Source organism: Oxobacter pfennigii (genome assembly GCF_001317355.1).
Lineage (GTDB): Bacteria > Bacillota > Clostridia > Clostridiales > Oxobacteraceae > Oxobacter > Oxobacter pfennigii.
This window is the reverse complement of the sequence record NZ_LKET01000021.1, coordinates 230,121-256,548: the sequence shown is the minus strand read 5'-3', so window position 1 is coordinate 256,548 and position 26,428 is coordinate 230,121. Positions and strand designations below refer to the sequence as shown.

The 26,428-nt window shown below is 40.6% G+C and carries 25 protein-coding genes and 1 other annotated feature; of the genes, 9 read left to right on the top strand and 16 right to left on the bottom strand.

Going from position 1 to position 26,428, the window contains the following annotated elements; genetic code table 11:
- The first annotated feature begins 16 nt into the window (after nucleotides 1–16).
- The 4 genes from OXPF_RS04345 to nrdG all read left to right on the top strand — a co-directional run bounded on the left by OXPF_RS04345 (nucleotide 17) and on the right by nrdG (nucleotide 5,156).
- On the top strand, nucleotides 17–1,381 hold the full coding sequence (locus tag OXPF_RS04345) for an MATE family efflux transporter (protein WP_054873982.1): 1,365 nt from the start codon (nucleotides 17–19) through the stop codon (nucleotides 1,379–1,381).
- A 301-nt stretch (nucleotides 1,382–1,682) separates the two neighbouring features.
- Nucleotides 1,683–2,024: a winged helix-turn-helix transcriptional regulator gene (locus OXPF_RS04340; RefSeq protein ID WP_054873981.1), complete on the top strand. Its 342-nt coding sequence runs from the start codon at nucleotides 1,683–1,685 to the stop codon at nucleotides 2,022–2,024.
- A 275-nt stretch (nucleotides 2,025–2,299) separates the two neighbouring features.
- Nucleotides 2,300–4,612: an anaerobic ribonucleoside triphosphate reductase gene (locus tag OXPF_RS04335; RefSeq protein WP_054873980.1), complete on the top strand. Its 2,313-nt coding sequence runs from the start codon at nucleotides 2,300–2,302 to the stop codon at nucleotides 4,610–4,612.
- A 34-nt stretch (nucleotides 4,613–4,646) separates the two neighbouring features.
- Nucleotides 4,647–5,156 (top strand): anaerobic ribonucleoside-triphosphate reductase activating protein, encoded by a 510-nt coding sequence (nrdG, locus tag OXPF_RS04330; protein WP_054873979.1) that lies wholly within the window; start codon nucleotides 4,647–4,649, stop codon nucleotides 5,154–5,156.
- 30 nt (nucleotides 5,157–5,186) lie between these two features.
- Here the strand turns inward: nrdG and rluF are convergent, their stop codons facing one another.
- The 4 genes from rluF to OXPF_RS04310 form a co-directional block, all read right to left on the bottom strand.
- A complete protein-coding gene (gene rluF, locus OXPF_RS04325) occupies nucleotides 5,187–5,894 on the bottom strand; it encodes a 23S rRNA pseudouridine(2604) synthase RluF (protein WP_054873978.1) in 708 nt (235 codons plus the stop codon).
- Between the two features lie 166 nt (nucleotides 5,895–6,060).
- The gene (locus OXPF_RS04320; protein WP_054873977.1) at nucleotides 6,061–6,693 is read right to left on the bottom strand and encodes a cobalamin B12-binding domain-containing protein; all 633 of its coding nucleotides are present in this window, start codon (nucleotides 6,691–6,693) and stop codon (nucleotides 6,061–6,063) included.
- A 17-nt stretch (nucleotides 6,694–6,710) separates the two neighbouring features.
- Nucleotides 6,711–8,078: a uroporphyrinogen decarboxylase family protein gene (locus OXPF_RS04315; RefSeq protein ID WP_054873976.1), complete on the bottom strand. Its 1,368-nt coding sequence runs from the start codon at nucleotides 8,076–8,078 to the stop codon at nucleotides 6,711–6,713.
- Between the two features lie 26 nt (nucleotides 8,079–8,104).
- Nucleotides 8,105–9,394, bottom strand: a complete 1,290-nt coding sequence (locus OXPF_RS04310) for an MFS transporter (protein WP_054873975.1) — start codon at nucleotides 9,392–9,394, stop codon at nucleotides 8,105–8,107.
- 745 nt (nucleotides 9,395–10,139) lie between these two features.
- On the opposite strand from OXPF_RS04310, the gene OXPF_RS04305 reads away from it, so the two are divergent.
- The 4 genes from OXPF_RS04305 (at nucleotide 10,140) to OXPF_RS04290 (ending at nucleotide 13,053) form a co-directional block, all read left to right on the top strand.
- Nucleotides 10,140–10,811 carry a TetR/AcrR family transcriptional regulator gene (locus OXPF_RS04305; RefSeq protein ID WP_054873974.1) on the top strand — a complete coding sequence of 224 codons (672 nt, stop codon included), beginning with the start codon at nucleotides 10,140–10,142 and terminating at the stop codon, nucleotides 10,809–10,811.
- A 29-nt stretch (nucleotides 10,812–10,840) separates the two neighbouring features.
- Entirely contained in the window at nucleotides 10,841–11,872 is a 1,032-nt protein-coding gene (locus OXPF_RS04300) for a threonine aldolase family protein (RefSeq protein WP_054873973.1), read from the top strand.
- Between the two features lie 79 nt (nucleotides 11,873–11,951).
- Nucleotides 11,952–12,233: an ATP cone domain-containing protein gene (locus tag OXPF_RS04295; protein ID WP_054873972.1), complete on the top strand. Its 282-nt coding sequence runs from the start codon at nucleotides 11,952–11,954 to the stop codon at nucleotides 12,231–12,233.
- Between the two features lie 358 nt (nucleotides 12,234–12,591).
- Nucleotides 12,592–13,053: a ribonuclease H-like YkuK family protein gene (locus OXPF_RS04290; RefSeq protein ID WP_054873971.1), complete on the top strand. Its 462-nt coding sequence runs from the start codon at nucleotides 12,592–12,594 to the stop codon at nucleotides 13,051–13,053.
- Nucleotides 13,054–13,063: 10 nt separating this feature from the next.
- Here OXPF_RS04290 and OXPF_RS04285 read toward each other — a convergent pair whose 3' ends face one another.
- From OXPF_RS04285 to cimA, 7 genes are all read right to left on the bottom strand, one after another.
- Nucleotides 13,064–14,242 (bottom strand): cation diffusion facilitator family transporter, encoded by a 1,179-nt coding sequence (locus tag OXPF_RS04285; protein ID WP_341441952.1) that lies wholly within the window; start codon nucleotides 14,240–14,242, stop codon nucleotides 13,064–13,066.
- A 59-nt stretch (nucleotides 14,243–14,301) separates the two neighbouring features.
- Nucleotides 14,302–15,207, bottom strand: a complete 906-nt coding sequence (locus OXPF_RS04280) for a DUF3298 and DUF4163 domain-containing protein (RefSeq protein WP_054873969.1) — start codon at nucleotides 15,205–15,207, stop codon at nucleotides 14,302–14,304.
- A gap of 113 nt (nucleotides 15,208–15,320) precedes the next feature.
- Entirely contained in the window at nucleotides 15,321–16,070 is a 750-nt protein-coding gene (locus OXPF_RS04275) for a class I SAM-dependent methyltransferase (RefSeq protein ID WP_201779666.1), read from the bottom strand.
- Between the two features lie 347 nt (nucleotides 16,071–16,417).
- Entirely contained in the window at nucleotides 16,418–17,485 is a 1,068-nt protein-coding gene (gene leuB, locus OXPF_RS04270; RefSeq protein ID WP_054873967.1) for a 3-isopropylmalate dehydrogenase, read from the bottom strand.
- Nucleotides 17,485–17,976: a 3-isopropylmalate dehydratase small subunit gene (gene leuD / locus OXPF_RS04265; protein WP_054873966.1), complete on the bottom strand. Its 492-nt coding sequence runs from the start codon at nucleotides 17,974–17,976 to the stop codon at nucleotides 17,485–17,487. The genes leuB and leuD overlap by 1 nt, the downstream gene beginning before the upstream one ends.
- On the bottom strand, nucleotides 17,977–19,245 hold the full coding sequence (gene leuC, locus OXPF_RS04260) for a 3-isopropylmalate dehydratase large subunit (RefSeq protein ID WP_479724481.1): 1,269 nt from the start codon (nucleotides 19,243–19,245) through the stop codon (nucleotides 17,977–17,979).
- A 28-nt stretch (nucleotides 19,246–19,273) separates the two neighbouring features.
- Nucleotides 19,274–20,842 carry a citramalate synthase gene (gene cimA, locus OXPF_RS04255; RefSeq protein WP_054873964.1) on the bottom strand — a complete coding sequence of 523 codons (1,569 nt, stop codon included), beginning with the start codon at nucleotides 20,840–20,842 and terminating at the stop codon, nucleotides 19,274–19,276.
- Nucleotides 20,843–20,988: 146 nt separating this feature from the next.
- Nucleotides 20,989–21,225, bottom strand: a binding site (T-box leader).
- Between the two features lie 269 nt (nucleotides 21,226–21,494).
- Here cimA and OXPF_RS04250 point away from each other — a divergent pair.
- Entirely contained in the window at nucleotides 21,495–22,430 is a 936-nt protein-coding gene (locus tag OXPF_RS04250; RefSeq protein WP_083479688.1) for a DMT family transporter, read from the top strand.
- 233 nt (nucleotides 22,431–22,663) lie between these two features.
- Here OXPF_RS04250 and OXPF_RS04245 read toward each other — a convergent pair whose 3' ends face one another.
- The 5 genes from OXPF_RS04245 to OXPF_RS04225 all read right to left on the bottom strand — a co-directional run bounded on the left by OXPF_RS04245 (nucleotide 22,664) and on the right by OXPF_RS04225 (nucleotide 26,408).
- On the bottom strand, nucleotides 22,664–24,034 hold the full coding sequence (locus OXPF_RS04245; RefSeq protein WP_054873963.1) for a hypothetical protein: 1,371 nt from the start codon (nucleotides 24,032–24,034) through the stop codon (nucleotides 22,664–22,666).
- A 12-nt stretch (nucleotides 24,035–24,046) separates the two neighbouring features.
- Nucleotides 24,047–24,778: an ABC transporter ATP-binding protein gene (locus OXPF_RS04240; protein WP_054873962.1), complete on the bottom strand. Its 732-nt coding sequence runs from the start codon at nucleotides 24,776–24,778 to the stop codon at nucleotides 24,047–24,049.
- Nucleotides 24,775–25,293, bottom strand: a complete 519-nt coding sequence (locus OXPF_RS04235) for a hypothetical protein (RefSeq protein WP_054873961.1) — start codon at nucleotides 25,291–25,293, stop codon at nucleotides 24,775–24,777. The genes OXPF_RS04240 and OXPF_RS04235 overlap by 4 nt, the downstream gene beginning before the upstream one ends.
- A complete protein-coding gene (locus OXPF_RS04230; RefSeq protein ID WP_152967692.1) occupies nucleotides 25,283–25,795 on the bottom strand; it encodes a hypothetical protein in 513 nt (170 codons plus the stop codon). The genes OXPF_RS04235 and OXPF_RS04230 overlap by 11 nt, the downstream gene beginning before the upstream one ends.
- Before the next feature lie 241 nt (nucleotides 25,796–26,036).
- Nucleotides 26,037–26,408, bottom strand: coding sequence for a GntR family transcriptional regulator (locus OXPF_RS04225; RefSeq protein ID WP_054873959.1), 372 nt, complete (start codon nucleotides 26,406–26,408; stop codon nucleotides 26,037–26,039).
- Nucleotides 26,409–26,428: the final 20 nt, after the last annotated feature.

The window sequence follows — 26,428 nt, the reverse complement described above, 5'->3', positions numbered from 1 at the left end:
TATACTGGAGGATTTTATGTTACGACAAAGTGAAAAATTAGGGACCGAGAAGATAAGTACGCTTTTATATCAGCTGTCCCTTCCGGGTATTATCGCAATGCTGGTAAACAGCCTTTATAATATTGTTGATACAGTGTTCGTCGGCCATGGAGTTGGTCCAATGGCAATAGGAGGTTTGGCAATAGCCTTTCCCATACAAATGCTCTCTATGGGATTTTCCCAGCTTATCGGAATGGGAGCCGCATCCTCAGTATCCAGGTACTTAGGTGCAAAAAACACTGAAAAGGCCGATATTGTAGCCGGAAACGCCTATACGGCAATAGTTATTATAAGTGCCCTTTTTGCTGCAGTAGGTCTTTTATTTACCGACCCGATGCTCAGGCTCTTTGGTGCCACTGAAAGCCTTATACCTTATGCCAGAGGTTATACAAAGATAATTTTTTATGGCAGCATATTCTTCAGCTTCACTATGACCGCAAATGGCATGATACAATCTGAAGGAAATGCCAAAGTACCCATGTTTTCCACAATAATCGGCGGAGTATTGAATATGGCTCTGGACCCTATATTTATATTTGTATTTGATATGGGTATAGACGGTGCTGCATGGGCTACAATTATTTCTCAGTTTATATCTTTCCTTTTTGTATTTCACTATTTATTGAGCGGTAAAAGCTCACTTAAAGTAAAGCTTCACCACTTAAAATTAAGGTGGGATATACTCCGTGAAATATTGACCATAGGTTCTTCAGCATTTACCAGAACAATAACAGGCACAATATTTTCAATTGTTATCAACAACTCACTTAAATTTTATGGCGGAGATGCGGCAATCACCGTCTTTGGAATCATTAACAGAATAATAGGTGTGCTCTTCCTCCCTGTAATAGGAATTGTGCAGGGAATGCAGCCTATTGCCGGCTACAATTACGGTGCCGGTAACATTGACAGGGTAAAGGAGACAGTGAGGATAGCAACCATAGTATCCACCATTATGTCTGTAATAGGATGGATTATAGGAGAAACCATCCCCCACATTATAATAAGAGCCTTTACATCAGACGAATATATTGTAACCACTGCTTCCAATGTGCTGCGTATAATGATTTCATTGATTCCCGTTATGGGTATCCAGTTTGTTGGAGCCACTCTTTTTCAGTCTCTTGGAAAGGCGGGCCCTGCAATTATATTGTCCTTGTTGAGGCAGTTTATAATACTGACACCCCTTATATTGATTCTCCCAAGAATTTTTAATCTGGAGCTTATGGGTGTATGGCTGTCATTCCCTCTTTCGGACTTGATTGCCGTAGGAATAACCGTAGCTCTTATAAAGAGCGAGCTTAGAAAGCTTACAATGGAGCTTGGCCTGTCTCAAGCTTAATAAGAACCCTGCCTGCTATAGCAGTCAAAGATTGCTAGCGGAACCGGGAACCTATGTTTTTGCAATAATAAGAAAAACCCGTATTTCAACGAGTTTTATACTCATCGGAATATGGGTTTCTTTATTTCATTAAAACTTTATGGCCTTTGGCGGCTTGTTACCATTGCATAAATGGTTGCTTGAGCAACCTCAACACTTCTTCTAATTTATTGATTACCCATATTATATTATGCTACTATAAATTTACAAATACATTATAATATAATAGTAAGTATCAATTACATACTAAAGGAGAGTATTTATGGATGACAACCTTTCCCTGTTTGGAAAATGCCCTGTGACTACGGCACAAAAAGTTATAAGCGGCAAGTGGGCTATAGTAATTTTTTATAATTTGTACTCCGGAACAAAAAGATTTGGCGAGCTTCAAAAGCTCATCCCCGGCATAACCCAGGCCATGCTCACCAGCCAATTAAGAAGCCTTGAAGGATACGGTCTCATAAATCGTGTAGTATATCCCGAGGTACCGCCCAAAGTAGAATATTCCTTAACGGAAATAGGCAATAAATTCATTCCGGTTTTAAAGTCATTGGAAAATTGGGGCAGCGAATATATAAGCTACATTAAATCAGAAAAAAAATAAATTTTTTTCCTTTTCCATCACTGAAAATCTGTTAAAACCACAGAAATACGTAACACTCCATTTGTCAGCTTCTATTATTAAGCTACATTGACACAATATATAGTATATGTTAATATATAAATATCAACATGTGGGAATTATTTCTTTGCTTGCATTTATAATGCAGTTTAAAAGGAAGCAAAGACTATTCTGCTTATTTTAAGCGGATAAATCTTTACAACCTCTTGGCATTAAGCCTTGGGGTTTTAATTATCTAAAAAGGAGTGGCCCTTATTATGATTACAAAAATTAAAAAACGCGATGGAAGAGAAGTTCCATTTAATATTGAGAAAATAGCTAATGCCATATTTAAGGCTGCCAGCGTCACAGGTGGAAGAGATTATGACACCTCAATGGCACTGGCCGTGAAAGTCGTTGAATACCTGGAATTTAAACTTGATAAGAAGGTTCCCAGCGTGGAGGAAATCCAGGACGCTGTTGAAAAAGTTCTTATTGAAACAGGCCATGCTAGAACTGCCAAAGAATTTATACTATATAGGTCAGAGCGAACCCGTATCCGCGAAATGAATACCCGCTTAATGAAAATATTTGAGGACTTAACCTTTAAAGAGGCAAAAGATAATGATTTGAAACGTGAAAACGCTAATATAGATGGTGATACCGCTATGGGCACCATGTTAAAATATGGTTCCGAGGGTGCCAAGCAGTTTTATGAGATGTTCGTGTTAAATCCGGCTCACAGCGAGGCTCACAAAGCAGGAGATATTCATATTCATGACCTTGACTTTCTTACTTTGACTACCACCTGCTGCCAGATTGATATAGTAAAGCTTTTTAAAGATGGCTTCAGCACCGGTCATGGCTTTTTAAGGGAGCCTAATGATATACAGAGTTATTCCGCCTTGGCTTGTATTGCCATACAGTCCAACCAGAATGACCAGCACGGCGGCCAGAGTATACCTAATTTTGATTATGGTATGGCTTTGGGTGTGGCTAAAACCTATACAAAATTATACAGGCAAAACCTTATAAAAGCCTTATCCCTCCTTTCAAGCATCGAGGACTGGGAAGAAAAAGTAAGATCCATCATTGATACCATAAAAGAAAAGCATAATATTACACCTTCAATGAAGAATTTAAAAAGGTATCAGAGCTATGAAGCCCCTTTGCTTCTGGCAATTGAAAAGGATGAGGCCATAGTAAAAAAAGCTCAAGTATTTGCAGCTGAAAGAGCCGAAGCTGAAACTGACAGGACCACTTATCAGGCAATGGAGGCTTTTGTTCATAACTTAAACACAATGCACAGCAGGGCGGGAGCGCAGATACCCTTCAGTTCAATAAATTACGGAATGGATACCTCACCTGAAGGCAGGCTGGTAATGAAAAATTTGCTGCTTGCAACGGAAGCAGGCCTTGGAAACGGTGAGACAGCTATATTCCCAATACACATTTTCAGGGTTAAGGAAGGTGTTAATTACAACCCCGGCGATCCAAACTATGATTTATTTAAATTGGCTTGCAGGGTAAGCGCCAAAAGGCTTTTCCCAAACTTCTCCTTCCAGGATGCGCCTTTTAATTTAAGATATTATAAGCCCGGCAATCCTGAAACTGAAATATCCTATATGGGCTGCCGTACACGCGTAATCGGAAATGTCCATGATCCGGAACGGGAAATCACTTACGGAAGAGGCAATTTAAGCTTTACTACTGTCAACCTTCCTAAAATTGCATTGAGAAGCAATAAAAACATCGCTATATTTTTTGATGAACTGGACAGAAAAATAGAGCTTGTTACAAATCAGCTTATAGAAAGATTTGAAATTCAGGCGAGGAAGAAGGTCAAGAACTTCCCCTTCCTTATGGGACAGGGTGTGTGGCTGGATTCCGATAAGCTTAATTGGGATGAGGAGGTAAGGGAAGTCCTTAAGCACGGTACATTGACAATGGGCTTTATAGGCCTTGCCGAATGCCTTAAGGCATTGACAGGAAAGCATCACGGCGAATCCCAGGAGGCTCAGAATCTGGGACTTGAAATAATAGGCTTTATGAGAAGAAGGATGGATGAGGCATCTGAAAAATATAAATTGAATTTTACCCTCATTGCCACTCCTGCCGAAGGTACTGCCGGACGTTTTGTTGCAATGGACAGAAAGACCTTCGGAAATATAGAAGGCGTTACAGACAGGGAGTATTACACCAATAGCTTCCATATACCTGTTTATTACGAAATAAGCGCCTTTGACAAAATACGTTTGGAGGCCCCATACCATAACTTTACAAATGCCGGCCACATAACCTACGTGGAGCTTGACGGAGATCCTACAAACAATCTTGAAGCTTTCGAAAAGGTTATTCGTGCAATGAAGGAAGCTGGTGTAGGATACGGTTCAGTCAATCATCCCGTTGACAGAGATCCGGTTTGCGGTTATACGGGGATAATCGGTGATACCTGCCCTTCCTGCAAAAGAGAAGAAGGCGATATTAAATTTGAAAGAATACGCAGGATAACAGGCTACCTGGTAGGAACACTGGAGCGCTTTAATAACGCCAAACAGGCTGAAGTAAGAGACAGGGTGAAGCATCTTTAAGCTTTTAAATACGGCAGCATAAAGGAGGGTGTAAATGGGTGAACAATTAAGAATAGCAGGCATAGTGAAAGAATCCATCGTTGATGGCCCAGGCATCAGACTGGTTGTCTTTGCCCAGGGGTGCGAGCATAATTGCAAAGGATGTCACAATCCCCATACCCATTCCTTTGATGGCGGCACCTTGATTGATATAGATGATATAATAGAGCAGGTTAAAAAAAATCCCCTCCTTGACGGGGTGACCCTAAGCGGGGGCGAACCCTTTGAACAGGCACAGGCTCTTAGTGAATTAGCCGAAAAAGTGAAAAAACTGAATTTAAATGTAATTACCTATACCGGATATACAATGGAATATATACTTGAAAATAAAGAAGAACATCCGGGATGGGAAGAATTACTGAACTTAACGGACCTGCTTGTAGACGGGAAATTTGAGCTTGATAAAAAAAACATTCTTTTAAAGTTCAGAGGCTCGGAAAATCAAAGGATAATAGATGTTAAGGAGTCCTTAAAAACAGGCAATATAACAGAGGCCGTTCTTTAAATCAAAGAGTCTGCGGCGGCAGACTCTAATTTATATGCTTTCTTCCTTGCAGGATATATTCTTTTTAAGCTCTGCCAATTCTTTAGGTGTAAGCTGGCGCCACTTCCCTTTTTCCAGGCCGTTTAAATGTATGTTCATAATCCTTATACGCACAAGCTTTAAAACCTCATAGCCTAAGGCAAGGCACATCCTTCTTATTTGGCGGTTCAAGCCCTGGGTTAAAATTATTTTAAAGGTTCTGTCACTTACGGACCATACTTTGCAGGGCTTTGTTTTTGTCCCTAAAATCCTCACACCCTGTGACATGCTTTGTATAAAAAAATCGGTGATGGGCTTATTAACGGTTACAACATATTCTTTTTCATGATTATATTCGGCACGTAAAATTTTATTTACGATATCTCCATCATTGGTGAGAAGAATCAATCCTTCGGAATCCTTATCCAGGCGTCCTATGGGGAATATCCTTTCAGGATAATTCACAAAGCCTACAATATTTCCCTTTATATGCCTTTCAGTTGTTGATGTAATGCCTGCAGGTTTATTTAAGGCAATGTATACAGGCTTTGTTTTGCTTGCTATTATTTTTCCGTCCACCTTTACGATACTGCCCGGTACAACCGTGCTTCCCAGCTCTGCAGTAATGTCGTCAATAGTCACACGCTTAGCTTCAATATATTTGTCAGCTTCCCGCCTTGAACACAAGCCCGTTTCGCTGATAAACTTATTTATCCTCATTTGTAAAATCTCCTAAGTCCTCTAAAAAGAAGTCATATACAATATATTATTATCAAATTTATAAAAGGTAAATCTTTATTTTTTAGATTGTGTCCATGCTGGCGCACAAAAAGAGGCTGAAGCCTTTTTATAGCTACAGCCCCAGCCAACCTTTAAAGCTTTATTCTTATGCTAAAAGCTTTTTGCAGATATTTATTCCCGATACGGCTTCGTTTGCCCAATAATCCGCTCCTGTAAATTCCCTTACGGCCTCGTTGCATATGGTTCCGCCTATTATTATCTTTACCTGCTCCCTTAAGCCGGCCTGTGCAATAGCATCCACTACGTTCTTCATCTCAGGGTATGTGGAATTTAATAATGCGCTTAAGCCTAATACCTTAGTTCCCGTTTCGCGAACGGCTTCAACGAATTTTTCTGCCGGAACGTCAACACCAAGGTCAACTACCTTTATTCCATGGCTCTTTAAAAGGCCTACTACTATATTCTTTCCTATATCGTGAATATCTCCCTTTACAGTTCCGATAACCACCGTAGGAATTTGTGCATCAGCAGCCGAAGACTGTTCGGTAACCATTAAAGGCTCCAACTTTTCCATAACTCCCTGCATGATTTCTGCCGAAAACATTAATTCGGTAAGATAATATTCATTGGCTGCAAAAAGGTCTCCTACTGCCACTAATCCTTCATTGCATTCATTTACTATCTGAACGGGAGATACTCCCTCGCTTAACATACTGTCAACCAGCTCATAAACCGCTGTTTCGTTTAAATCTTTCAACGCTTCTGATAACTTTGTCATATTCTTTCTCCTCCTTCTTATGACCGGGTCATAACCCAGCTATATGCCATTCTATCAAGCCTTTCCCACCAATGCTTGATGAGCTCTTCATCACCGGGGATTATCCAATCGTTTTCAGCCTTTATGACATCCCATGGCGTAACTATTCCGGGTGCCGGGAATTCAACGCCGTTTGTTCCTGGAGTTCCCACCTTAGGCTCGGGTGCAGGGCCATCTGAATATTTTCCGTATTCAATGACTGCATCAATTAATGCCCTGAAGTTTTCGGGTTTTGTATCCTGAGGTATATGTCCGCCGCCCTGAGGTATCCAACCGCCGTCCTTGCCTACTGTCTCACAGAGAAGCTTAACCCTTGCCTTTATTTCTTCAGGAGTTCCTAAAATCAGCATATGGGTTGGAATTCCTCCGGTTATGCACTGCTTGTGACCGAAAGTTTCCTTAGCTTTGAATATATCAGCTTCATTGTCTACATCGCAAAGCACTGTGCCTTTGGGGAACTCGGCCATATGATGCCAATGAGGCTCCCAGTTGCCTTCGAGGAATATTCTGAACTTCCATCCTGCTTCTATTAAGGTCATTACGCCTTTGTAGAAGGTTGGCCAGTAGAATTTATCAAACTGTTTTGGAGACATAAAGCATGGCTTATGGGTTGCTATGAATATGGGCAGCTGCTTTTTAGGGTCAGCCGATGATACGGCTCTTGCAAGCTGGTCCTTTAAAATAGCTTCGCAGGCTTCAAGTACATCGTCAGGCTGCCTGAACATATCCCTCATTATTCCGTTAAGCCCGCGGAAATTATCCGAAAGAACGTCAAAGGGTGCGGTAAAGCCTCCTCTTACTGGCACCGGCATACCAACCTCATTTTGAAGCCTTCCTTCTCTTTCGCGAGTCAATCCAGCTGCAATTCCCTGGAGGAATCCTGATTTAAGGAAAGCCATGTAAGAGCGGGTGGAGCCCCTGTCCTTATACTCTCCTAAAACTCTGGGGAAATAACGATCCATTCTAAAGCCAATGGGGTCATCAATAAACATTCTGTATTCATCAGCCTTCATATACTCGCCTTCAACAAACTGCTGCAGTGAATTGGGATCTATATCACGTCCCGGCACCTTGTATAGCTTTGTGTTTACTACGTCATAGTTAGGTGAAAACTGAATGTTTGTCCTTACTGTATCCAGCTCAGGATGTTTTTTTGCAAAATCCACTTCAAGCTGTGCCCATATCTGCGGGTCATACATAATCTGCTGGTATGTATAGCCTGAATCCTTTTCCGCAAAATAATTGCTGTTAAATGCAAGGGGTACTCTGTCTGTAGGTTCCAAGGCTATAGCCGCAGTATAACGGCCTAATCTTTCATTGTATAATTTCTTAACATCTTCAGACATTTATAATCCTCCTATATTTTAATCTTTTAAGCTGTAACCGATTTAGGTTGAGCAACTTCTGCCTTTTTCTCCGTCATGAAGGAAATGAGAATACCGCATAAGAGATAAGTTGCAGCAATTGTCATCCAGACGATAAAGTAATTATTGCCGGTCAAATCCAGTACAATTCCCAAACCCAAGGGGAATATTACCGAACCTAGCTGTGCAACCCCGTTATAGAAGCCCATGGCAGTTCCCGCATGAGGTCCGGCTGCTGATTCTGCCTGCAGGGTGTTCAGGTTGTTACCCATAAAAGAACCTATAAGTCCCCTAAAAAGCATGACTCCCCAAAGTATACCTGTATCACTGAAAACAGCCAGTGATATCATAACAGCAGCTATTCCCACCGAACCTATATAGCAAACAGGTTTACGGCGCTTTAAGAAGTCGGAAACAATTCCCGATAAAGTAGGGCCTGCCATCTGAACCACCTGAGATGCTGCAACTATGCTTCCTGCAGCCACCAGGTCGAATCCGCGTCCTTGGCTTAAATAAACTAAAATCCACGTTGTAAATCCCTGTCCGGCACCTATTGATAAAAAGCATGCGATGGTACCTATAAGGAAGGAACGATTTAATATAACGTCTTTTGCAGCAGAGAGACCTTGTTTTTTAGGTGCGGGAGCATCGCTGGTAGATGCTGCCGGTTTTTTAGTTACAAGAGCTGCTCCTCTTTCCTTTGCAAATAAGAAGGTAAGAACAGCAACAACGAGACATATAATACCACCGTAGGTAAAAGCTGTCTGCCAGCCTGCAGTACGGATTACCGGTGCTAATATGCCGCTGGCAAAAGCACCGCCTACGCTAGGTCCTGTCATAACAAGTCCCATGGCTGTGGCTCTTGCCTTTTTAGGAAACCATGCAAGCTGGAATTTTACACCGCCTGCAAATAAAGGCCCGCTCCCTATTCCTGCCCCTATACGCAGTAAAAATATCATTGCGTAATTTGGAAACAAAGGAATTAAAAGAGTAAACAATCCTGTAACCAATGATGCTGCTGCCAGCACTTTTCTGGGTCCGAACTTGTCTATAAATGGGCCGGTTACAAAATTGGATACAACGTAACCGATATAAAAGGCTGTCATAAGCCCTCCTGCTGCCGTCATGCTTAAGCCTAATGAAGGTGCCGCAACAGGCAGTGCCGTTGACCATACATTTCTTGAAACAAAGGAAACGGCATAGGATAAAAGACACAGGACAGCTACTACCCAACTGTACCAACTGATTGGCAGTTCCTCTGTACTTGCATTTGCAGGTTTTACATCCGGAGATGCCATATTTTTATTCCTCCTTTTAGAATAAACTTATCAATACATCGCAAAGTACATCTTTTTAACCTTTTATCTTATGTATATTCTCGTGTTCATGAAAGAAGAATTTCATTTGTATAGGTAATCCAGCACGCCAAAAGGCATGTACATATAAAATGTGTCTATACACCTCCTTTCAAAGGAATAATTATAAAGGCCGGCATAATAATGCCGTCATTGCCATCCAATATGAAATTTTTATTAATCCTTTGTGTTTTAGCGTGACGATATGCTGTTGATGTGAGTTCAATAGTTTGTAATCTTTTGCATGAATGTTTGATATGTAATATTGTATTTTAATAAACTAAGTTTCTTTTGTTACTAATATACTAAATAGTACAAATAATGTCAATAAATTAATAATAAATTATATTAATGCTATTAATTGTTATAAATTAAGCCTCAAGGCAATAAAAACAAGTACGGATAGCTTTTAAAGGAGCTATCCGCACTTGTTTTTATTTGAGGTAATTGTAATGGTGACTCTTAAATATATACGAAAAAAACTGAATTGTACATTTTAGTTCAATCTTTATAATAAAAATATTTCAATTTATTGTAAGTATATCCCCATAGGTAAATATTGTCAATATTATTATAATAAATTTAATATAATTTATTATTTGACAGTATTTAGAAAGTGTTGATATTATTTATATAATAAGCATTTGCAGTCATTAATAAAACTTTATTGTAAGGAATGTGGAATACTATGAAAAATAAAGAGTATGCCAATTATTCATCAAGCAGCTGCAATACAAAGGAAATTATACTTTCTGCTGCGAAACAACAGTTTAGTGAACAGGGCTATCTTAAAACCACCATAGCCAGCATTTTTGAATTGATAGATGTTCCTATGGGTGTTTTTACTTATCATTTTAAAACCAAGGATAATTTAGTAAGGGAAATACATGTCCAGTTCTACAAGCAGATTAATGACCTTGTTGAAAGCAATCTTAATGTACCGCAGGATAATTACTTTTTAAGGCACCTTCTGAATTCCAGGATTTTTTATAAAGTAATTTTAGAAAATGAAAAAAACTCCAGGTTTTACTACGAAGTCCTTTATGAAAAATCAAATTACAGATTCAACAGCGGTATAGTCATCCCGAAGCTCAGAAAATACCTGGAGGAATTCAATGTGCTGATAACTGAAGAGGAATTTCAAAGCATAGTACTTTTAAATGCAGGAGCACGCAGAGAATTCTTCTTGAATTATTTTGAAAAAAAAATTATACTCCCTGTGGATGATGTGGTCAATTTACTGGAAGGGTTTATTCCCAGAATGTTTAAAATTGATCAGAATCTCATTGACAGTATTATTTTAAAATCCATGAACCTTACAAGTTCTTTGGATTACAGCTCAATAAAATTTTTAGTGTAAATTAAAATTTACAAAGGAGGATTTTAAAATTGTACAGTTTCAGAAATGACTACAGCGAAGGAGCTCATCCGAGAATTCTGGAGGCTTTGGTAAATACTAACCTAATTCAGACGGAAGGATATGGAGAAGATATTTATACACTTGAAGCCATAGAAAATATTAAAAATCACATTGGCTCAGATGATGTTCAAATACATCTTATTTCCGGCGGAACCCAAGTAAATTTGATTGCCATTTCAGCTTTTTTAAGGCCTCATGAGGCGGCCATAACAGCTTCTAGCGGCCATATTGCCGTCCATGAAACAGGGGCTATAGAAGCTACGGGACACAAAGTGATAACCGTTGATGTAAGTGATGGAAAATTAAACCCCTCACATATAAAAAGTGTCTTAGATGTACATACAGATGAACATATGGTTAAGCCCAAATTGGTTTATATATCAAATTCAACAGAGGTCGGAACAATCTATAGCAAGAAAGAGCTTTACGAATTAAGCACTTTTTGCAGAGATCACAACCTGATATTATTTATGGATGGCGCACGTTTAGGCTCTGCATTATGCTCCTATGAAAATGATCTTAAATTAAACGACATTAAAGCTTTAGTGGATGCCTTTTACATAGGCGGTACCAAAAACGGGGCTCTTTTAGGAGAAGTGTTGGTCATTGTAAACTCTGACCTAAAGGAGGATTTCAGATACCACATAAAGCAAAAGGGTGCCCTTCTTGCCAAGGGAAGATTGCTTGGAATACAGTTTAAGGAGCTTTTCAAGGACGATTTATTTTTCTCCCTCGCCAAACATGCAAATTCAATGGCTGACATATTGAGGGGCGGTATAGAAAAAGCAGGCTTTACTTTCCTTACCTGCTCTCCTTCAAATCAGCTTTTTCCAGTTCTGCCTGATTGTTTAATTAAAGAACTGGAGAAAAAATATGCTTTTAATACATGGGCTAAGATTGATGATAATACCACCGCAATACGCCTTGTTACATCCTGGGCTACTGAGGAAAAGGCAGTTCTGTCTTTCATTGACGATCTAAAAAACTTAATGTCTCGATAAAAAATCCTATACAATATGTTTTCTTTATTAAAAGACCATGCCATATCAACCTCAATTTTAAACATGGGAGGAATTAAAAATGAAAGTTATTAAAAGAGATGGGCGCCTTCAGGAATTTGACATAAATAAGATAAAACTTACGGTGCAGAAGGCATCGGACGAGATAGGACAGCCCTTAACAGGAGCCGATATCAATAATTTATCAAAGGCTATAGATGAATGTATACGTAAAGAGAACAGAAAAGAACTTCCCACCAAAGACATATTGGAAATTGTACTTGATAAGCTTATTGAGTTTGGCTTTACTGCTGTTGCCACTAATTATAAAGAACACGAAACAAATTTTTATAAAGATAAATAATTTTCAAAAAGGCTGCGTATTGATTAATATAGTCATACACAGCTTTTTAACATAAGGGCATTGACATGAATTTGTAAAAAACAATACGTCATTTTATTACAATTTTTTTTACAAATTAACAATGCATTAATATATTTCTTTTAATATGATATATAATAAGAATAGTATTACAAGCTATTAACCTTTACAAAAATTCAAAAATACCGAAAAAATATACAGAGCCACACTAAATTGTATAATGTACAATTTAAGATTCACCTGCTCTTAAAAAAGTTACAAAACGTATCATAAACAATTGTTTCTACTTATTGTTAATAACTCGGTAAGGGCATAACATTAAAAGAAAAGAGGGGTTTGCATGCGTAGTATAACTTATGGCGATGTATCATTTGAAAAGATGTGCCACATCATTAAAGACTATGTCTCCAAAGAAAAATGGCACCAGTACAAAATAGCCGTGGGCACCGATTCTCAAAATTTCGATATCACTAAGGTCGTTATAGTTGTTGCTGTCTGGAAAATCGGCGGCGGCGGGATATTCTTTTACGATATAAAACGAGTCAAAAAGATTTCAAATATGCGCCAGAAAATATTCTACGAAACCAGCCTCAGCCTGGAAATGGCCGAAAAGCTATCTGGAAGTCTGGAGAAGGAAGACCTGGAATGCGATATAAGCATCCATGTTGACGCCGGTGACGATGGGCCTACCTCAAAGCTTATACCGGAAATTGTAGGATGGATTACTTCCTGCGGATTCAAATGCAACACAAAGCCTCACTCTTATGCTGCCTCTTCAATTGCCAACAGATATTCAAAATGATATTCAATATTTATATTTCTGCTGCCGTATAGTCTCTGTCTACGGTTATAATGATATCGTACTTAGGGTGGATTTTATTAACTTCATGGGCTATTTCATCCTTTAAACTGTTTTCTATATTTTTTGGCTCTTTTTTATTAAAAGGTATTACTATATCAAATATCAGGCTTTTAAATTCCCCGTCTCCAACTACTCTAAAATCGTGAAAGGAGCTTACATCTGGAATTTTTCTTATAATGCCTGCAACTTCTTCCATTGCTTTTATGGTGGTTTCACAATCCATACAAATGGGATCCATATGTATAACCACAAAGATATTGAGCTTCTCTGAAATTTCCTTTTCCGCCCTGTCTATATCTTCATGAAGGGCCATAATATCCACATTGTTCGGGACCTCCGCGTGAAATGATGCCATGGACCTTCCCGGTCCGTAATTATGTACTATGATATCATGAACCCCCTTTATATTTTCGTAGGACAAGGCCAATCTTTTAAGCTCTTGGACAAGTGCTGCATCCGGCGGCTGGCCTAAAATAGGCCCTAAGGTCTCTTTCATTATGGAAATGCCCGCCCATATAATCAATAAGGCTACAGCCATACCCACATATCCGTCAATATTTATATTAAAAAAATTAGACATAATAAGAGAAAAGATAATACAGGCTAAAATAAGCATATCGTTGAATGAATCAGCACCTGCGGCCAATAGAGCCTTAGAATCAATTTTTCTGCCAATGGATTTATTAAAATTGCTCAGCCAAAATTTAAGAGGTATGGCTGCAATTATTATGATGAATGAAACAAAATCAAACTCCATGGGCATGGGATTTATAATTCTTGAAAATGAGCTTTTTATAAACTCAAATCCCATCATGAGGATGAGTGCCGCAACTATTAATGCAGAAAGGTATTCAATACGCCCATATCCGAAGGGATGCTCCCTGTCTGCAACCCTGTTTGAGAGCTTGAACCCAGCTAAGATAATTATGGATGAAGTGGCATCTGATAAGCTGTTAAAGGAATTTGCAATAACTGCAATACTGTTTATGGAAAGGCCTATAATAAAACCTATTAGAAAAAGTATAAAATTAACTGCCATACCCGTGACACTGCTTACAACACCAAAAGCTTCCCTTACTTTTTTATCCTGGGTATTCTCATGATCATTTACAAATTTTTTAATAATCATTTGTGTCAGCATGCTGATATTTCCTCTTTAAATAATAATTTATCATTTCTATATAACATTTAATTCTCAATTTTCTTTGACGGTAATGGAGGTATGTCTATAGCCAGAGGACCTGCTTGGGAAAGTGGGAGATTAAATATAGGGAAACCGGCAGCATATGGTGCTATGGCATATAGCTGGTAATAAAATGTTATTCCATCTCCTGTAAGTATAAAATCATCTTCCGAATAATATTTATATATATCTTCTTTATAATTTTCAAAATAAAAAAACTCCTCTGTTCCCTTTGCCTTTTCAATTTTTGAAAGCACTGTCTCGTAAACTTTTTCAAGAGCTTCTTCTTTGCTGACCCCGAAAATATCGGACAGCGACAGCTTTTTACCGGTTTTCAAATCAAATGTAGCAGAATGCCATATGGACATGGGGTGGGCACCGCCGGTATACCGGTACTCCTTGCTTAATACCGAAAGCAAATTATTGCCGTTATAGCAAATTTCAATATTTATACCATAGGAATAAGGCCGATAAGTATACCCATTGACCCTGGCAGATTCCCTATCCGACTTGGCAATTTCTAATTCCTCAGTAATAATGCTGTTGATAAAATCATCAGTTTGCTTTTTATAGTACTTATTTATAGCCATGATATTGTCGTCATTATCAGGATTGCTTATTTCAGGGCGGATTATTTTATATTCCAGTAACAGGCTTTCGTCTATTTCATCTTTGATGGACTGCGTATAAGTCTTATAGGATATTTTTACAGGAGCTGAAACCGTTCCTTTGCTTATCTGTGACTGTTCATCCTTCACATTGTATATTGCTTTTTGCTGTACATCCTGATTCATCACGTCCTTGGCATTTTGGGACATGTTGATATACCCTATATTATTGCATCCGGTCAGCATAAAAACCGCAGCTATTGAAGCAATCAACATGTTTTTAATATTTTTTTTACTTTTCATTTGTTTCCCTCCAAAGTCGAATTTTCCATAAGAAAGACGTACATGCATAAACCTATGTTCCGAAGCCTTTTTTCTATTTAAAAATACTCTATTTCAATTATACCAGTTAAATTTTACTTTTTCGCAACCCCTATTATTATGTATTTCCATTTATCCGGTACTATTTTATTAAGAAAAATCCTGTCCAATGTGCTTAAAATCCCTCTCTGTCCTTCGCTTCTGCCTAAGGCCGCCAAAAAACCCGTAGTCAGATATTTGGAATGAGAAAATCCTCCTAAAAACTCCTTGATTTCATCAATGGATACATATCTCCAGGTAGAGCCCCACCTGACGAATTTATCTCTTAGCACTTTATGAAAGGGTGAAGCTGTTAAATTCTCTGCAAAAAATAACTCGCCTCCTGGTTTTAAAACCCTGTATATCTCCTTTACAGCTTTTATTTGCGCTTCTTTATTATCGTTGTAGCCGATGCCTCCCAAAACCGATTTAAATACTATAATATCAAAATAATCATCTTCATAGGGTATGCTGGTGGCATCAATATTGGAGTACTCTATTAAGTCATTGAGCCTGTATTTTGCATGAAGCTCCCTTGCTTTTTCAGTAGGGCCGTTTACATCGCTGCATACAACACGGCAGCCCTGTTTTGCAAGCCATAAGGACAGGCCTCCGTTTCTGCTGCCTATTTCTAAGGCATTGGCACATGAAAAATCCCTGGAGCTCTCCTTTGTCCAGAAATCCAATGAGGGGCTCCAGCTTTTTATATCCCACTCAATAATATCTGCAATTTCCGTATCATATTTTGTATACATGCTTTTCCTGCTCCCTAAAAATAATACTTTCCTCTGAGTATTATTTTCCAAAGCTTCCACTGCTTATACATCAGCATGTACACCCATCAAAAAAGCATCAATGTATTTTAAAACATTGATGCTTTTCTGCCTCCTGCTATTTTCAATATGATTCATTTCACTCCCCATGACTTAGAATCTGTAAACTCAATTCTTTAAGGTTTGGGGAGGCTCTCTTTGTTAAGGAATGTCCTCAATTTATCACCATAACTCGCTTACGCTTAAACAATGGTGAAGCTTTCCAAAGTCCCGTTAACAGCTTTTACAGTAATTTTGCAATGTTCCCCTCATCATATTGAAATAGCATATACGCTTCATTTGCTATGCAAAATGTACCAGTTGGTAATTTAACGCATCTATTATCCTAATTTAGCTATGACCAGGTCTCCCATTTCCTTGGTGCCCACAAGCTTTTTGCCCGTCTCCATTATATCTCCGGTACGATAGCCGTCTTCTAATACACCGCGGACGGCATCTTCTATAAGCTGTGCTTCCTTTTCAAGGTTGAAGCTGTAGCGAAGCATCATTGCTGTTGATAAAATGGAAGCCAAAGGATTGGCTTTATTTTGTCCTGCAATATCAGGAGCTGTACCGTGTATGGGCTCGTAAAGTCCTAATGTGCTGCTTCCTAAGGATGCGGAAGGCAGCATTCCTAAGGACCCTGTCAGCATGGATGCCTCGTCGCTCAATATGTCTCCGAACATGTTGGATGTCACTATTACATCAAACTGCCTTGGATACCTTATAAGCTGCATTGCACAATTGTCCACATACATGTGTGAAAGCTCAACTTCCGGATATTCTTTGGCAACTTCTATAACAACCTTTCTCCATAGCCTGGAGCTTTCAAGTATATTGGCCTTATCTACAGAGCATAATCTTTTATTTCTCTTCATAGCCGCATTAAATGCAACGCGGGCTATGCGTTTTATCTCACCGGTATTGTAAACTTCTGTGTCCGTCGCCTCATATCCGCCTGGAACCTCCTTTAAGGTTTTAGGCCCGAAATATATTCCTCCCGTAAGTTCCCTTACTACGAGTATGTCAATACCATCGCCTATTATTTCTTCTTTCAGCGCAGATGCTCCCTTAAGCTGGGAAAACAATACCGCCGGGCGAAGGTTTGCAAATACACCCAATCCCTTTCTCAAGCCTAAAAGAGCCTGCTCCGGCCTTAGCTCACCGGGGAGGTCATCCCATTTGGGACCGCCTACGGCGCCTAACAGCACCGCGTCACTTTTTTTACACTCATCAAGAGATTCTTGGGGCAATGGATGTCCGAAAGAATCTATGGCATTACCGCCTGCCGGAACCTCCGTAAAGGAAAAGCTATGGCCGAATTTTTCACCTATGGCATTTAATACTCTCCTGGATTCATATGTGACCTCAGGACCGATTCCGTCGCCGGGTATCAACGCTATTTTCATCAGCCCTGCACCCCTTCTTTAATATAATTTATAAGTCCGTCTTTAGCTATAATCTCCTGTATGAAAGGAGGGAATGGAGCTATGCTGTATTCCTTGTTCTGGGTCAAATTTTTTATTACACCCTTCAAAACATCGATTTCAAGTTGGTCCCCTTCATTTATTTCAGAAATTGCCTCGGGACATTCTATTATACCCAAGCCTGTGTTTATGGCATTGCGGTAAAAAATCCTGGCGAAGGAAGCAGCAACAACAAAGTCTATTCCTGCAGCCTTAAGGGCAATAGGCGCATGCTCTCTTGAAGAGCCGCATCCAAAATTCTTGCCTCCTACCATTATGTCTCCTTTTTTAACCCTTTTAACAAAGCTTGTATCAATGTCTTCCATGCAGTGGCTTGCAAGGAAGGCAGGGTCGGAAGAATTAAGATAACGTGCAGGTATAATTACGTCTGTATCTATATTATCTCCGTATTTAATAACGTTTCCTTTTATCATTTAAAGTACCTCCTCCGGTGAAGAAATTTTTCCCGTAATGGCTGAAGCAGCAGCAACTACAGGACTTGCAAGGTATACTTCGCTTTCAGGATGCCCCATTCTTCCTACGAAATTACGGTTTGTTGTAGCAACGGCCCTCTCCCCTTTGGCAAGTATGCCCATGTGTCCTCCAAGGCAGGGTCCGCAGGTAGGAGTGCTTACCGCCGCGCCGGCCTCTATGAATATTTCAACTAGGCCTTCTTTTATAGCCTGCATATAAATCTTCTGTGTAGCAGGGAAAATTATAACCCTTACATCAGGGGATACCTTCCTGCCCTTTAATATGGAAGCTGCTGCTCTTAAATCGCTAATTCTTCCGTTAGTACATGAACCTATAACAACCTGGTCTATTTTCACATCACCGACCTTATCGATGGTCCTGGTGTTTTCAGGTAGGTGAGGGAAGGAAACTACCGGCTTTAATGACGACAAATCTATTTCAATGACCTGTGAATAGGAAGCATCCTCATCGGCTTTGAAGATCTTATACGGCTTTTTAGAGTGTTCTTTCACATATTCAAGGGTTAGTTCATCTACCTCAAATATTCCGTTTTTGGCTCCTGCTTCAATTGCCATGTTGGCAACTGTAAAACGGTCATCCATATTTAGATAACCTACTCCGTCACCGGTAAATTCCATAGACTTGTAAAGAGCTCCGTCCACGCCAATCATACCTATTATATGAAGTATTATATCTTTTCCGCTTACAAATCTGGCCGGCTTATTCTTAAGGACAAATTTTATGGCTTCGGGCACTTTAAACCAGGCCTCTCCTGTTGCCATACCTGCTGCCATATCTGTACTGCCTATTCCTGTTGAAAATGCACCTAAAGCCCCGTATGTGCAGGTATGGGAATCGGCTCCTATTACCACATCTCCCGGAACTACTAGGCCTTTTTCAGGAAGAAGAGCATGCTCTATACCCATCTGGCCTACTTCAAAATAATTTACAATACCCATGGAACGGGCAAAATTTCTCATGATCTTATTTTGCTCGGCAGATTGTATATCCTTATTAGGTGTAAAATGGTCCGGCACCAGGGCTATTTTTTCCTTATTAAATACATCCTTTACCCCTATTTTTTCAAATTCTTTGATTGCAACGGGTGATGTAACATCATTCCCTAAAACCAGATCCAATTTTACTTTGATAAGCTGTCCGGCTTCTACGCTGTTAAGCCCTGCGTGGTCAGCCAGTATTTTTTGAGTCATTGTCATCGGCATTTTTATATATCCTCCTTATTAAAATTTAATTTTGTTAATCCATATATTTTATAAGCATATATTCTATTGAATCAACAAGGGCTATCCAGCTGGCTTCCAGTATATTAGTGGATACTCCCACAGTCCCCCATGACCTTTCACCGTCTGTTGATTCAATATGAACACGCACTTTTGCCGCGGTGGCAGTCGTTGTGTCCAAAACCCTTACCTTGTAATCCACAAGCCTCATTTTATTAAGCTGAGGATAAAATACCGTAAGGGCTTTTCTTAGTGCAATATCCAGTGCATTTACCGGACCATCGCCTTCTGATGCAGTTAACTCTTGTACCCCGTTAACCCATATTTTTATTATTGCAGTAGCACTGTTTCCGTTTGACCAGGGTTCGTCTGATATAACCTTGAAATCGCTGACCTCGAACAGCTTTTTATATCTGCCTAAAGCCCGGCGTATAACAAGCTCAAAGGAACTTTCCGCCCCTTCAAACTGATAACCTTCATGCTCCAGTCTTTTTAACTCTGCTATTATGTTGTAAGTTTCTTCTGAATCCTTGGTAATTGCAGGATCCACTTTTTGTATACTGGTCAACACAGTACTTCTCCCGGACACCTCCGACATCAAAAATCTCCTGCTGTTTCCCACCAGTTCTGGAGGAATATGCTCAAAGGAATGGGGGTTTTTAGATACTCCGTCTATATGCATGCCCCCTTTATGGGCGAAAGCGCTGTGTCCTACAAAAGGCGCTCCCGAATAGTGGGTCATATTGGCAAGCTCGCTTATAAAACGGGATGCGGCTGTCAATTCCTTTAAAGCCCCTTCAGGCAGGCATCTGTACTTTAGCTTGATTTCAAGGTTAGGTATTATGGTGCATAAATCCGCATTCCCGCAGCGCTCCCCATAACCGTTCATCGTTCCCTGAACCTGAGTTACACCCCCTATTACCGCCATAATGGAATTAGCAACGGCCATACCACCGTCGTTGTGGCAGTGTATACCTATAGGTGCATTGATTTCACCTATGACTTTTTTTACTATATCTCTGATTTCATTAGGCAAAGTCCCGCCGTTGGTATCGCAAAGCGTGATCCAATCGGCTCCCGATTGAAGGGCCGCCTCTAGAGTATCTATGGCATAGGAAGGGTTTGCTTTATAGCCGTCAAAGAAATGCTCGGCATCATAAATTACTTCCTTATCCTTATGCTTCATATATCTTACGGTATCTCTTATCATACAAAGATTTTCTTCTAATGTTGTCCTTATAATATCTGTCACATGAAAATCCCAGCTCTTCCCGAATATAGCAACGGAAGGTGTCTCGGCTGATAAAAGGGACATTATATTAGCATCCTTATCAACTTCGACGTTTGCCCTTCTGGTACTCCCAAAGGCAGTAAGCTTAGCGTTTTTAAGCTTTAATTCCTTCAATCTCTGGAAAAATTCAATATCCTTTGGATTTGAACCCGGATTTCCGGCTTCAATATAATCTACTCCCAGCCCATCTAACTTTGCTGTTATTTTAAGTTTATCTGCCACAGTGAAGGAGATGCCTTCGCCCTGAGCTCCATCTCTCAGTGTTGAATCATAAATACAGATTTTCTTTACCATTTTGTAATCCCCATGAAGAACCACTCCCTAAAAATAAATTTTTCTTTGTACTCATTTGTAAGGCATTCCGCAATATTTTACTGCCTTACAATAAACACATCATAGAATTATTATAAAGATATAAAAAATCTCTATATACTTCCGTATATAGAGACGCTTGTTTAACGTGGTACCACTCTATTTCATCACTTGAAAAAGTGACCTTATTGATAGGTTCTAACAAACCCCGGCATATTAACGTATGCCAGCCGCAAAGGCTTACTGGATAAATTCAGCCCTTATGCTCGGGATTGATCATTGCTATCCAGTCAGTACCGGTTTTCAGCAGCCACCGGCTCTCTGTAACTGATATCAGATAGTTTTGTATCCGTCATAACATTTAAACGTTATAATGATTAAATTATCAGCAGTCCTTTAAATGACTTAGTGCAATCTTTGCAATAAGCATCATTTGTTATTGGTTATGATATCACTCGTGAAGATTATTGTCAACTTTTAAAACTATTCAAACAATTCACTCATTTCAATGCCTAAGCAGCTCTTAATGGAAACATGTTTACATTTATATTAAATAATAATATAGTGAAATCAGACAACTTAACCAGTTATTTTGAAAGGTTCTTTATTCTTGATATTATAATGGAGAGCAGCAATGATTGGCACGGATTCACTTAAAAAATCACAGGATAATACTTATAAAAATTTACAAATAAAAAGGATGTCCTATTTTTATATAATTATTGCCGCAATATTGTGGGGCACCGTTGGCATATTGGGCAAAAAGCTTGGTGAATCAGGCTTTGATAATTTACAGATAGTTTTTATCAGGGCTATGGGGGCTTGTGTTGCTTTAAGCTTGTTTCTGCTCATAAAAGATAAAAATCTTTTCAAAATCAAGCCCCGCCATTTTATTTATTTCATAGGTACGGGAATATTAAGCTTTGTATTTTTCAACTGGTGCTATTTTATAGCCGTAAATAAAACTTCCATAGCAGCTGCAGCCATACTTTTATATACCGCACCAACTATAATAATGGTTCTCTCTTCAATTTTATTCAAAGAGAAGATGACTCAGAATAAGATACTGTCTTTGGTTTTGACTTTCATAGGATGTTTATTAGTTACAGTCTTTGTACAGGGAACAGGTCAGCAATTTACCATTACAGGTATCCTTGCCGGATTAGGTGCAGGCTTTGGATACGCACTTTACAGCATATTCGGAAGGTATGCCCTTGAAAAATATCATTCACTTACTGTCACTTGTTATACCTTTATATTTGCATCCATAGGCTTGGTCCCCATAACTGACATCAAAGAAATGTTCATTCTGTTTTCAGACATAAATGCCATAATTTATGCAATCTTATTGAGCATGGCCGGTACGGTAATGCCTTTCTTATTATATACAAAAGGCTTATCTAATTTAGAAACAGGAAATGCTTCAATAATTGCGACCTTAGAGCCTGTAGTTGCCGCTCTTCTTGGCATTATTCTTTATAATGAGCCTGTTACTGTTTTTAAAATTGCCGGAATATCCTTAGTCATATTTGCTCTGTATATAATCAGAGAAAAAAAGCACCAGCAATAAAAAGGCCTCCTAAAGGCACGCTTCAATAAGGAAACTTGGCCATACACCAAACCGATACGGAAAAGCAAAAAAGAGGCGTCCCGCAAGGGATGACGCTTCTTTTCACACATAAATCAACTTCAGGATGATTATGCATATATCATAAAAATAACAGTAATTCCTTCTATCAGCTCCTTTAAATTATTAGGTGAAAACAACTGTAATGAAGTTCCGTAAATTGCTGCCCGGTAAATTCAATCACTCCACGTTACAATTAGAGGATCCTTGTTTACTGGTATGCAGGCAGGTACGTTATCCGCAAAACTTTTGTCAAGGCTATGCTCATAATTTCCAACGTAAGTCAGGCCTGTACGATCATAAATGGCAAGGTAGAAGCTGTTATTCTTCCGGGATGCATTCCACCCGTCCTGAAATGCTGAGACTGCTAGCTCTTCCCCGTTATAATCCATACTGACTTCGTTGGAGAAAATGTAACCAAGTTCCTCATATTCGTTAAATTGCGCCGTGAACCGAACTTCGTAATTGCCTGACCCATCTGGCGCAAGCAGCGCAAATCTGCCGTCGTTAACGGCTGGAACGATAAAATCATCATAAATATAGAGGTTTCTAAACACTGAGCCTTCAACGGCCTTCAATATTTCAAGCTTTTGAAGCTGCTTCATTGTTTCTGCGTCAATTACCGTCAGCATATAAGCTCCGTTTTCAATTGTAACAAGAAGAAGCCTGTTTTTTTGCGCGTTTGTTTGGAGGGATACGACTTCGGCCCGCTCTGAATCTATCCGAAACACCATTTGAAGCTCATCCGCCGTCAGGATTCCATCATTACCGTCCTCATTGTGCAGCGGGAAATAGTAGATCCCGTAACCGCCCGGGATGTGGCTGGTATCCAGCAGCTTCCCGTCTTCTGTTCGGAAGGAGAGAGTAAAAAAGCAGCTGTCATCGGTTACAACGCCTTCAGCTTTAAGGTCAACACTGCCGTCCTTAATAGTTGACGTGCCAATGCTGAAGATCTTGCCGGCGCTGTCTTTTTCAATGCTTATTTCTACTCTATGCTCCGGGTGGACAGGGATACGGAAATAGTCCGCGAAAATCGCCAGCGTCTCCTCGTTGACGGCAAAACCAATAAACGGTGTATCAAAGTTTACTATTATCGGATAAAAATCAAAATAATCCTTGATATATACCCTCTCTGTACGTTCCTCACCGGGCTCGGTACGGCTGGCCACATCCTTAGCCAGTGCGGATTGGTCCGCCATGTCAATGCTGCCTGTAGTGCTGAGGCCGTAGTCACCAAACGTACTGTCAAAATAAATACCGTGGTATGAAATAGTGCGGCTTGTATAAATCTTTGTTTGTGAGAAAGTAAAATCAGTGCTGATCTCTGGATTTTCACCGACGGTATAGCGGGTGTCCCAGAACAGCCGATAGTCGCAGTGGGTACGGATATCGGCCGTAATCCCATCCGCTACTGATTTGTCACCATACAAAACCGTTTCCTCGATGGTAGCTTTGTCCTTTCTCTCATCCACCAAGTCGTGTGCATAGTATAGGGAACCGGCAGCGAGAACCAGCAGCAGAATGGTTACTATTAAGCTCTTACGCATGGCGCACCCCTTTCATTCTTCGTCCGTCAGGTCAGACAGTGCCTTGCTGACCCGATCGGCCTTGTAGTGATAGGTTTCCTTGACATAGTCCATCAGTCTCCTGCCCGATTCCTCAAGCTCCAGCATGGACACGTCCCCGACGATTTTGCCCCGGCGGATGAGTACCGCCCGGCCGATGAAGCTCTCCACTTCTTCTATAAGGTGAGTGGACAGGAATATGGTTTCCGTAGGCCCCAGAATTCCCAGCAGCACCTTATAAAAGTCCTCACGGTTGAATACGTCGTTTCCGGCGAAAGGCTCATCCATCAGTATATACTCCGCACCCTGGCACAAGGACAAAATAACCTCCAACTGGTTCTTTTGACCGGTAGAAAATTGCCGCAGCGCCTTGTATTTTGGCAAATCAAAAAACTCCAGCAGACCGTTAAAGCGCTTTTCACTGAACCTAGGGAAGTGCAGCCCATAAAACTCTTTGTGCGCCGTGGCGGTAAGGTTTGGAAAGAAGGAATGTTCACTGGTGGCAAAGGAGAGCCTTGAAATATTCTTGCGGGTGACAGCCGCTCCGTCCAGCGTAATCTCACCGGAAAAGCGCAGGAAACCAAGGATGCATTTCATCAGTGTGGTCTTTCCAGCGCCGTTTTCGCCGAACAGCCCAACGATTTGACCTTGTGGCAAAGTCAGGCTCACATTATCCAGCGCCCGCTTGCCGCCGTAGGATTTGCTCACATTTTTTATCTCCATCATATCGCTACCCCCAATAAAACACTCCATATTTTTTGCCACTGATGCGGCGTCAGGCAGGCCTTCGGCGTAAAAGCCATGTAGATTGCAAAGTAAATAAGCAGCAGCATTAACGCCGCGCACAGGCTGGCTGTCACAGCCAGCACAGGCAGGGTAACACATCGCCTATGCAGTTCAAAGCGGCTGGGCAGCCGCTTCATCAGGTAAATGCTTTTACTGCCCTGATAGTGATAGGCATAATGATAAATAATGACCGCCGACATACACAGTTCCAGAATCAGAAAGCCAATGAGACTGCTGCCAAGTACTTCTATAAAATCCGGCATTGTTGCGGAGATATCGAGCACCCGTAATGAGCCATCCCATAAGAACAGCGAACTATAATCATTTAAATAACGGATTAGGAATCCGAAGCTGTACAAAAGGCTCACAGCACCGCCCCAGGCGAACCATTTAAGTTCCTGACGGACGTTGGCACCCGGCGGCACATAGCGTTCAAACTTACGCTCAAGATCCATTCTCACCGCCACGCTCCTTCCAAATCCCGGCTACCGCACCTGCCGCAATACATAAGGCCACAAGGGAAAGAAAAATATCGCTTCCGAAACTGCCCATTGCATTTGGAAAGCTCACGGCAACGATTACTGCCAGTACAACCACAGCGCTTCCCCTCTCGCCGCGCCTTTGCCGAAATGAAAAGCAGGATGCACAGACACCGAGGGTCAGGATTAGAATGCCGTTGCGCACATACCTGCTAATCTCCTCCAGTGGCAGCAGACTGTGCAAAAAGTTGCTGCGGTAAAATGCTAGAAAAATTGTCTGGCCGCTCACATACGCCGTATCCATTTGTGTTACATAGAGACGGCACAGCACCAGGACTATTACAAGCTGAACTGCCCAAAAGAGAAAGAAGCAGACGGCGTTATAGCCTGCCCACAAAAAGACGACGGCTTCCTCCCGGACAGACAGTCTTTGCACGGTATATCTCAGCTTACCTCCGCCAAACTCACTGCCGGTCATGCTTAGAAGCGCACACAGCAGGAGAAAGCATATGCCGCATACGAGCGCGATCCGGCTTTGGCGTAGCAGCTGTTCCAGGCCAACAGGATCTCCGCTTGGCATTTTTTGCAGCACAAACCAGAACAGCGCGCCTTCAATAGCCGCCATGGCCGTAAACAGCCCCAGTATCTTGTATATCGTACTCCTTGCTGCCAACATCAATACTGATAAATGTCGTTTCATATTCATAGCTCCTCGTCTATTATTGCCACAGTTTATCGACCAGCGAAATCGCTTCTTCTTTAGAAACGCCCATTTTTTTCATGGCATTTATAATGGCCCTTGCGTCGCTCTCCAACAGCTGCCTGCGTATACTCTCCACCTTCGCCTCATCCAGCACCGCATAACTTTTCGCGCCGGAATGAGATTCGATTATGGCTTCCTCTTCCAATAACCGGTACGCCTTTTGTACTGTGTTGGGGTTGACGCCTAAGAGCGCCGAAAGGACGCGCCGGGATGGCAGTTCCTCCCCATCCTGGATGCTTCCGGCGATGATGCCCTGCTTGATGTGCCGGACGATCTGCATATAGATGGGAGTGCCATCTTCTATAATGAATTGTTCGAAAGAAATCATGGCACACGCCCCTCGGTCTT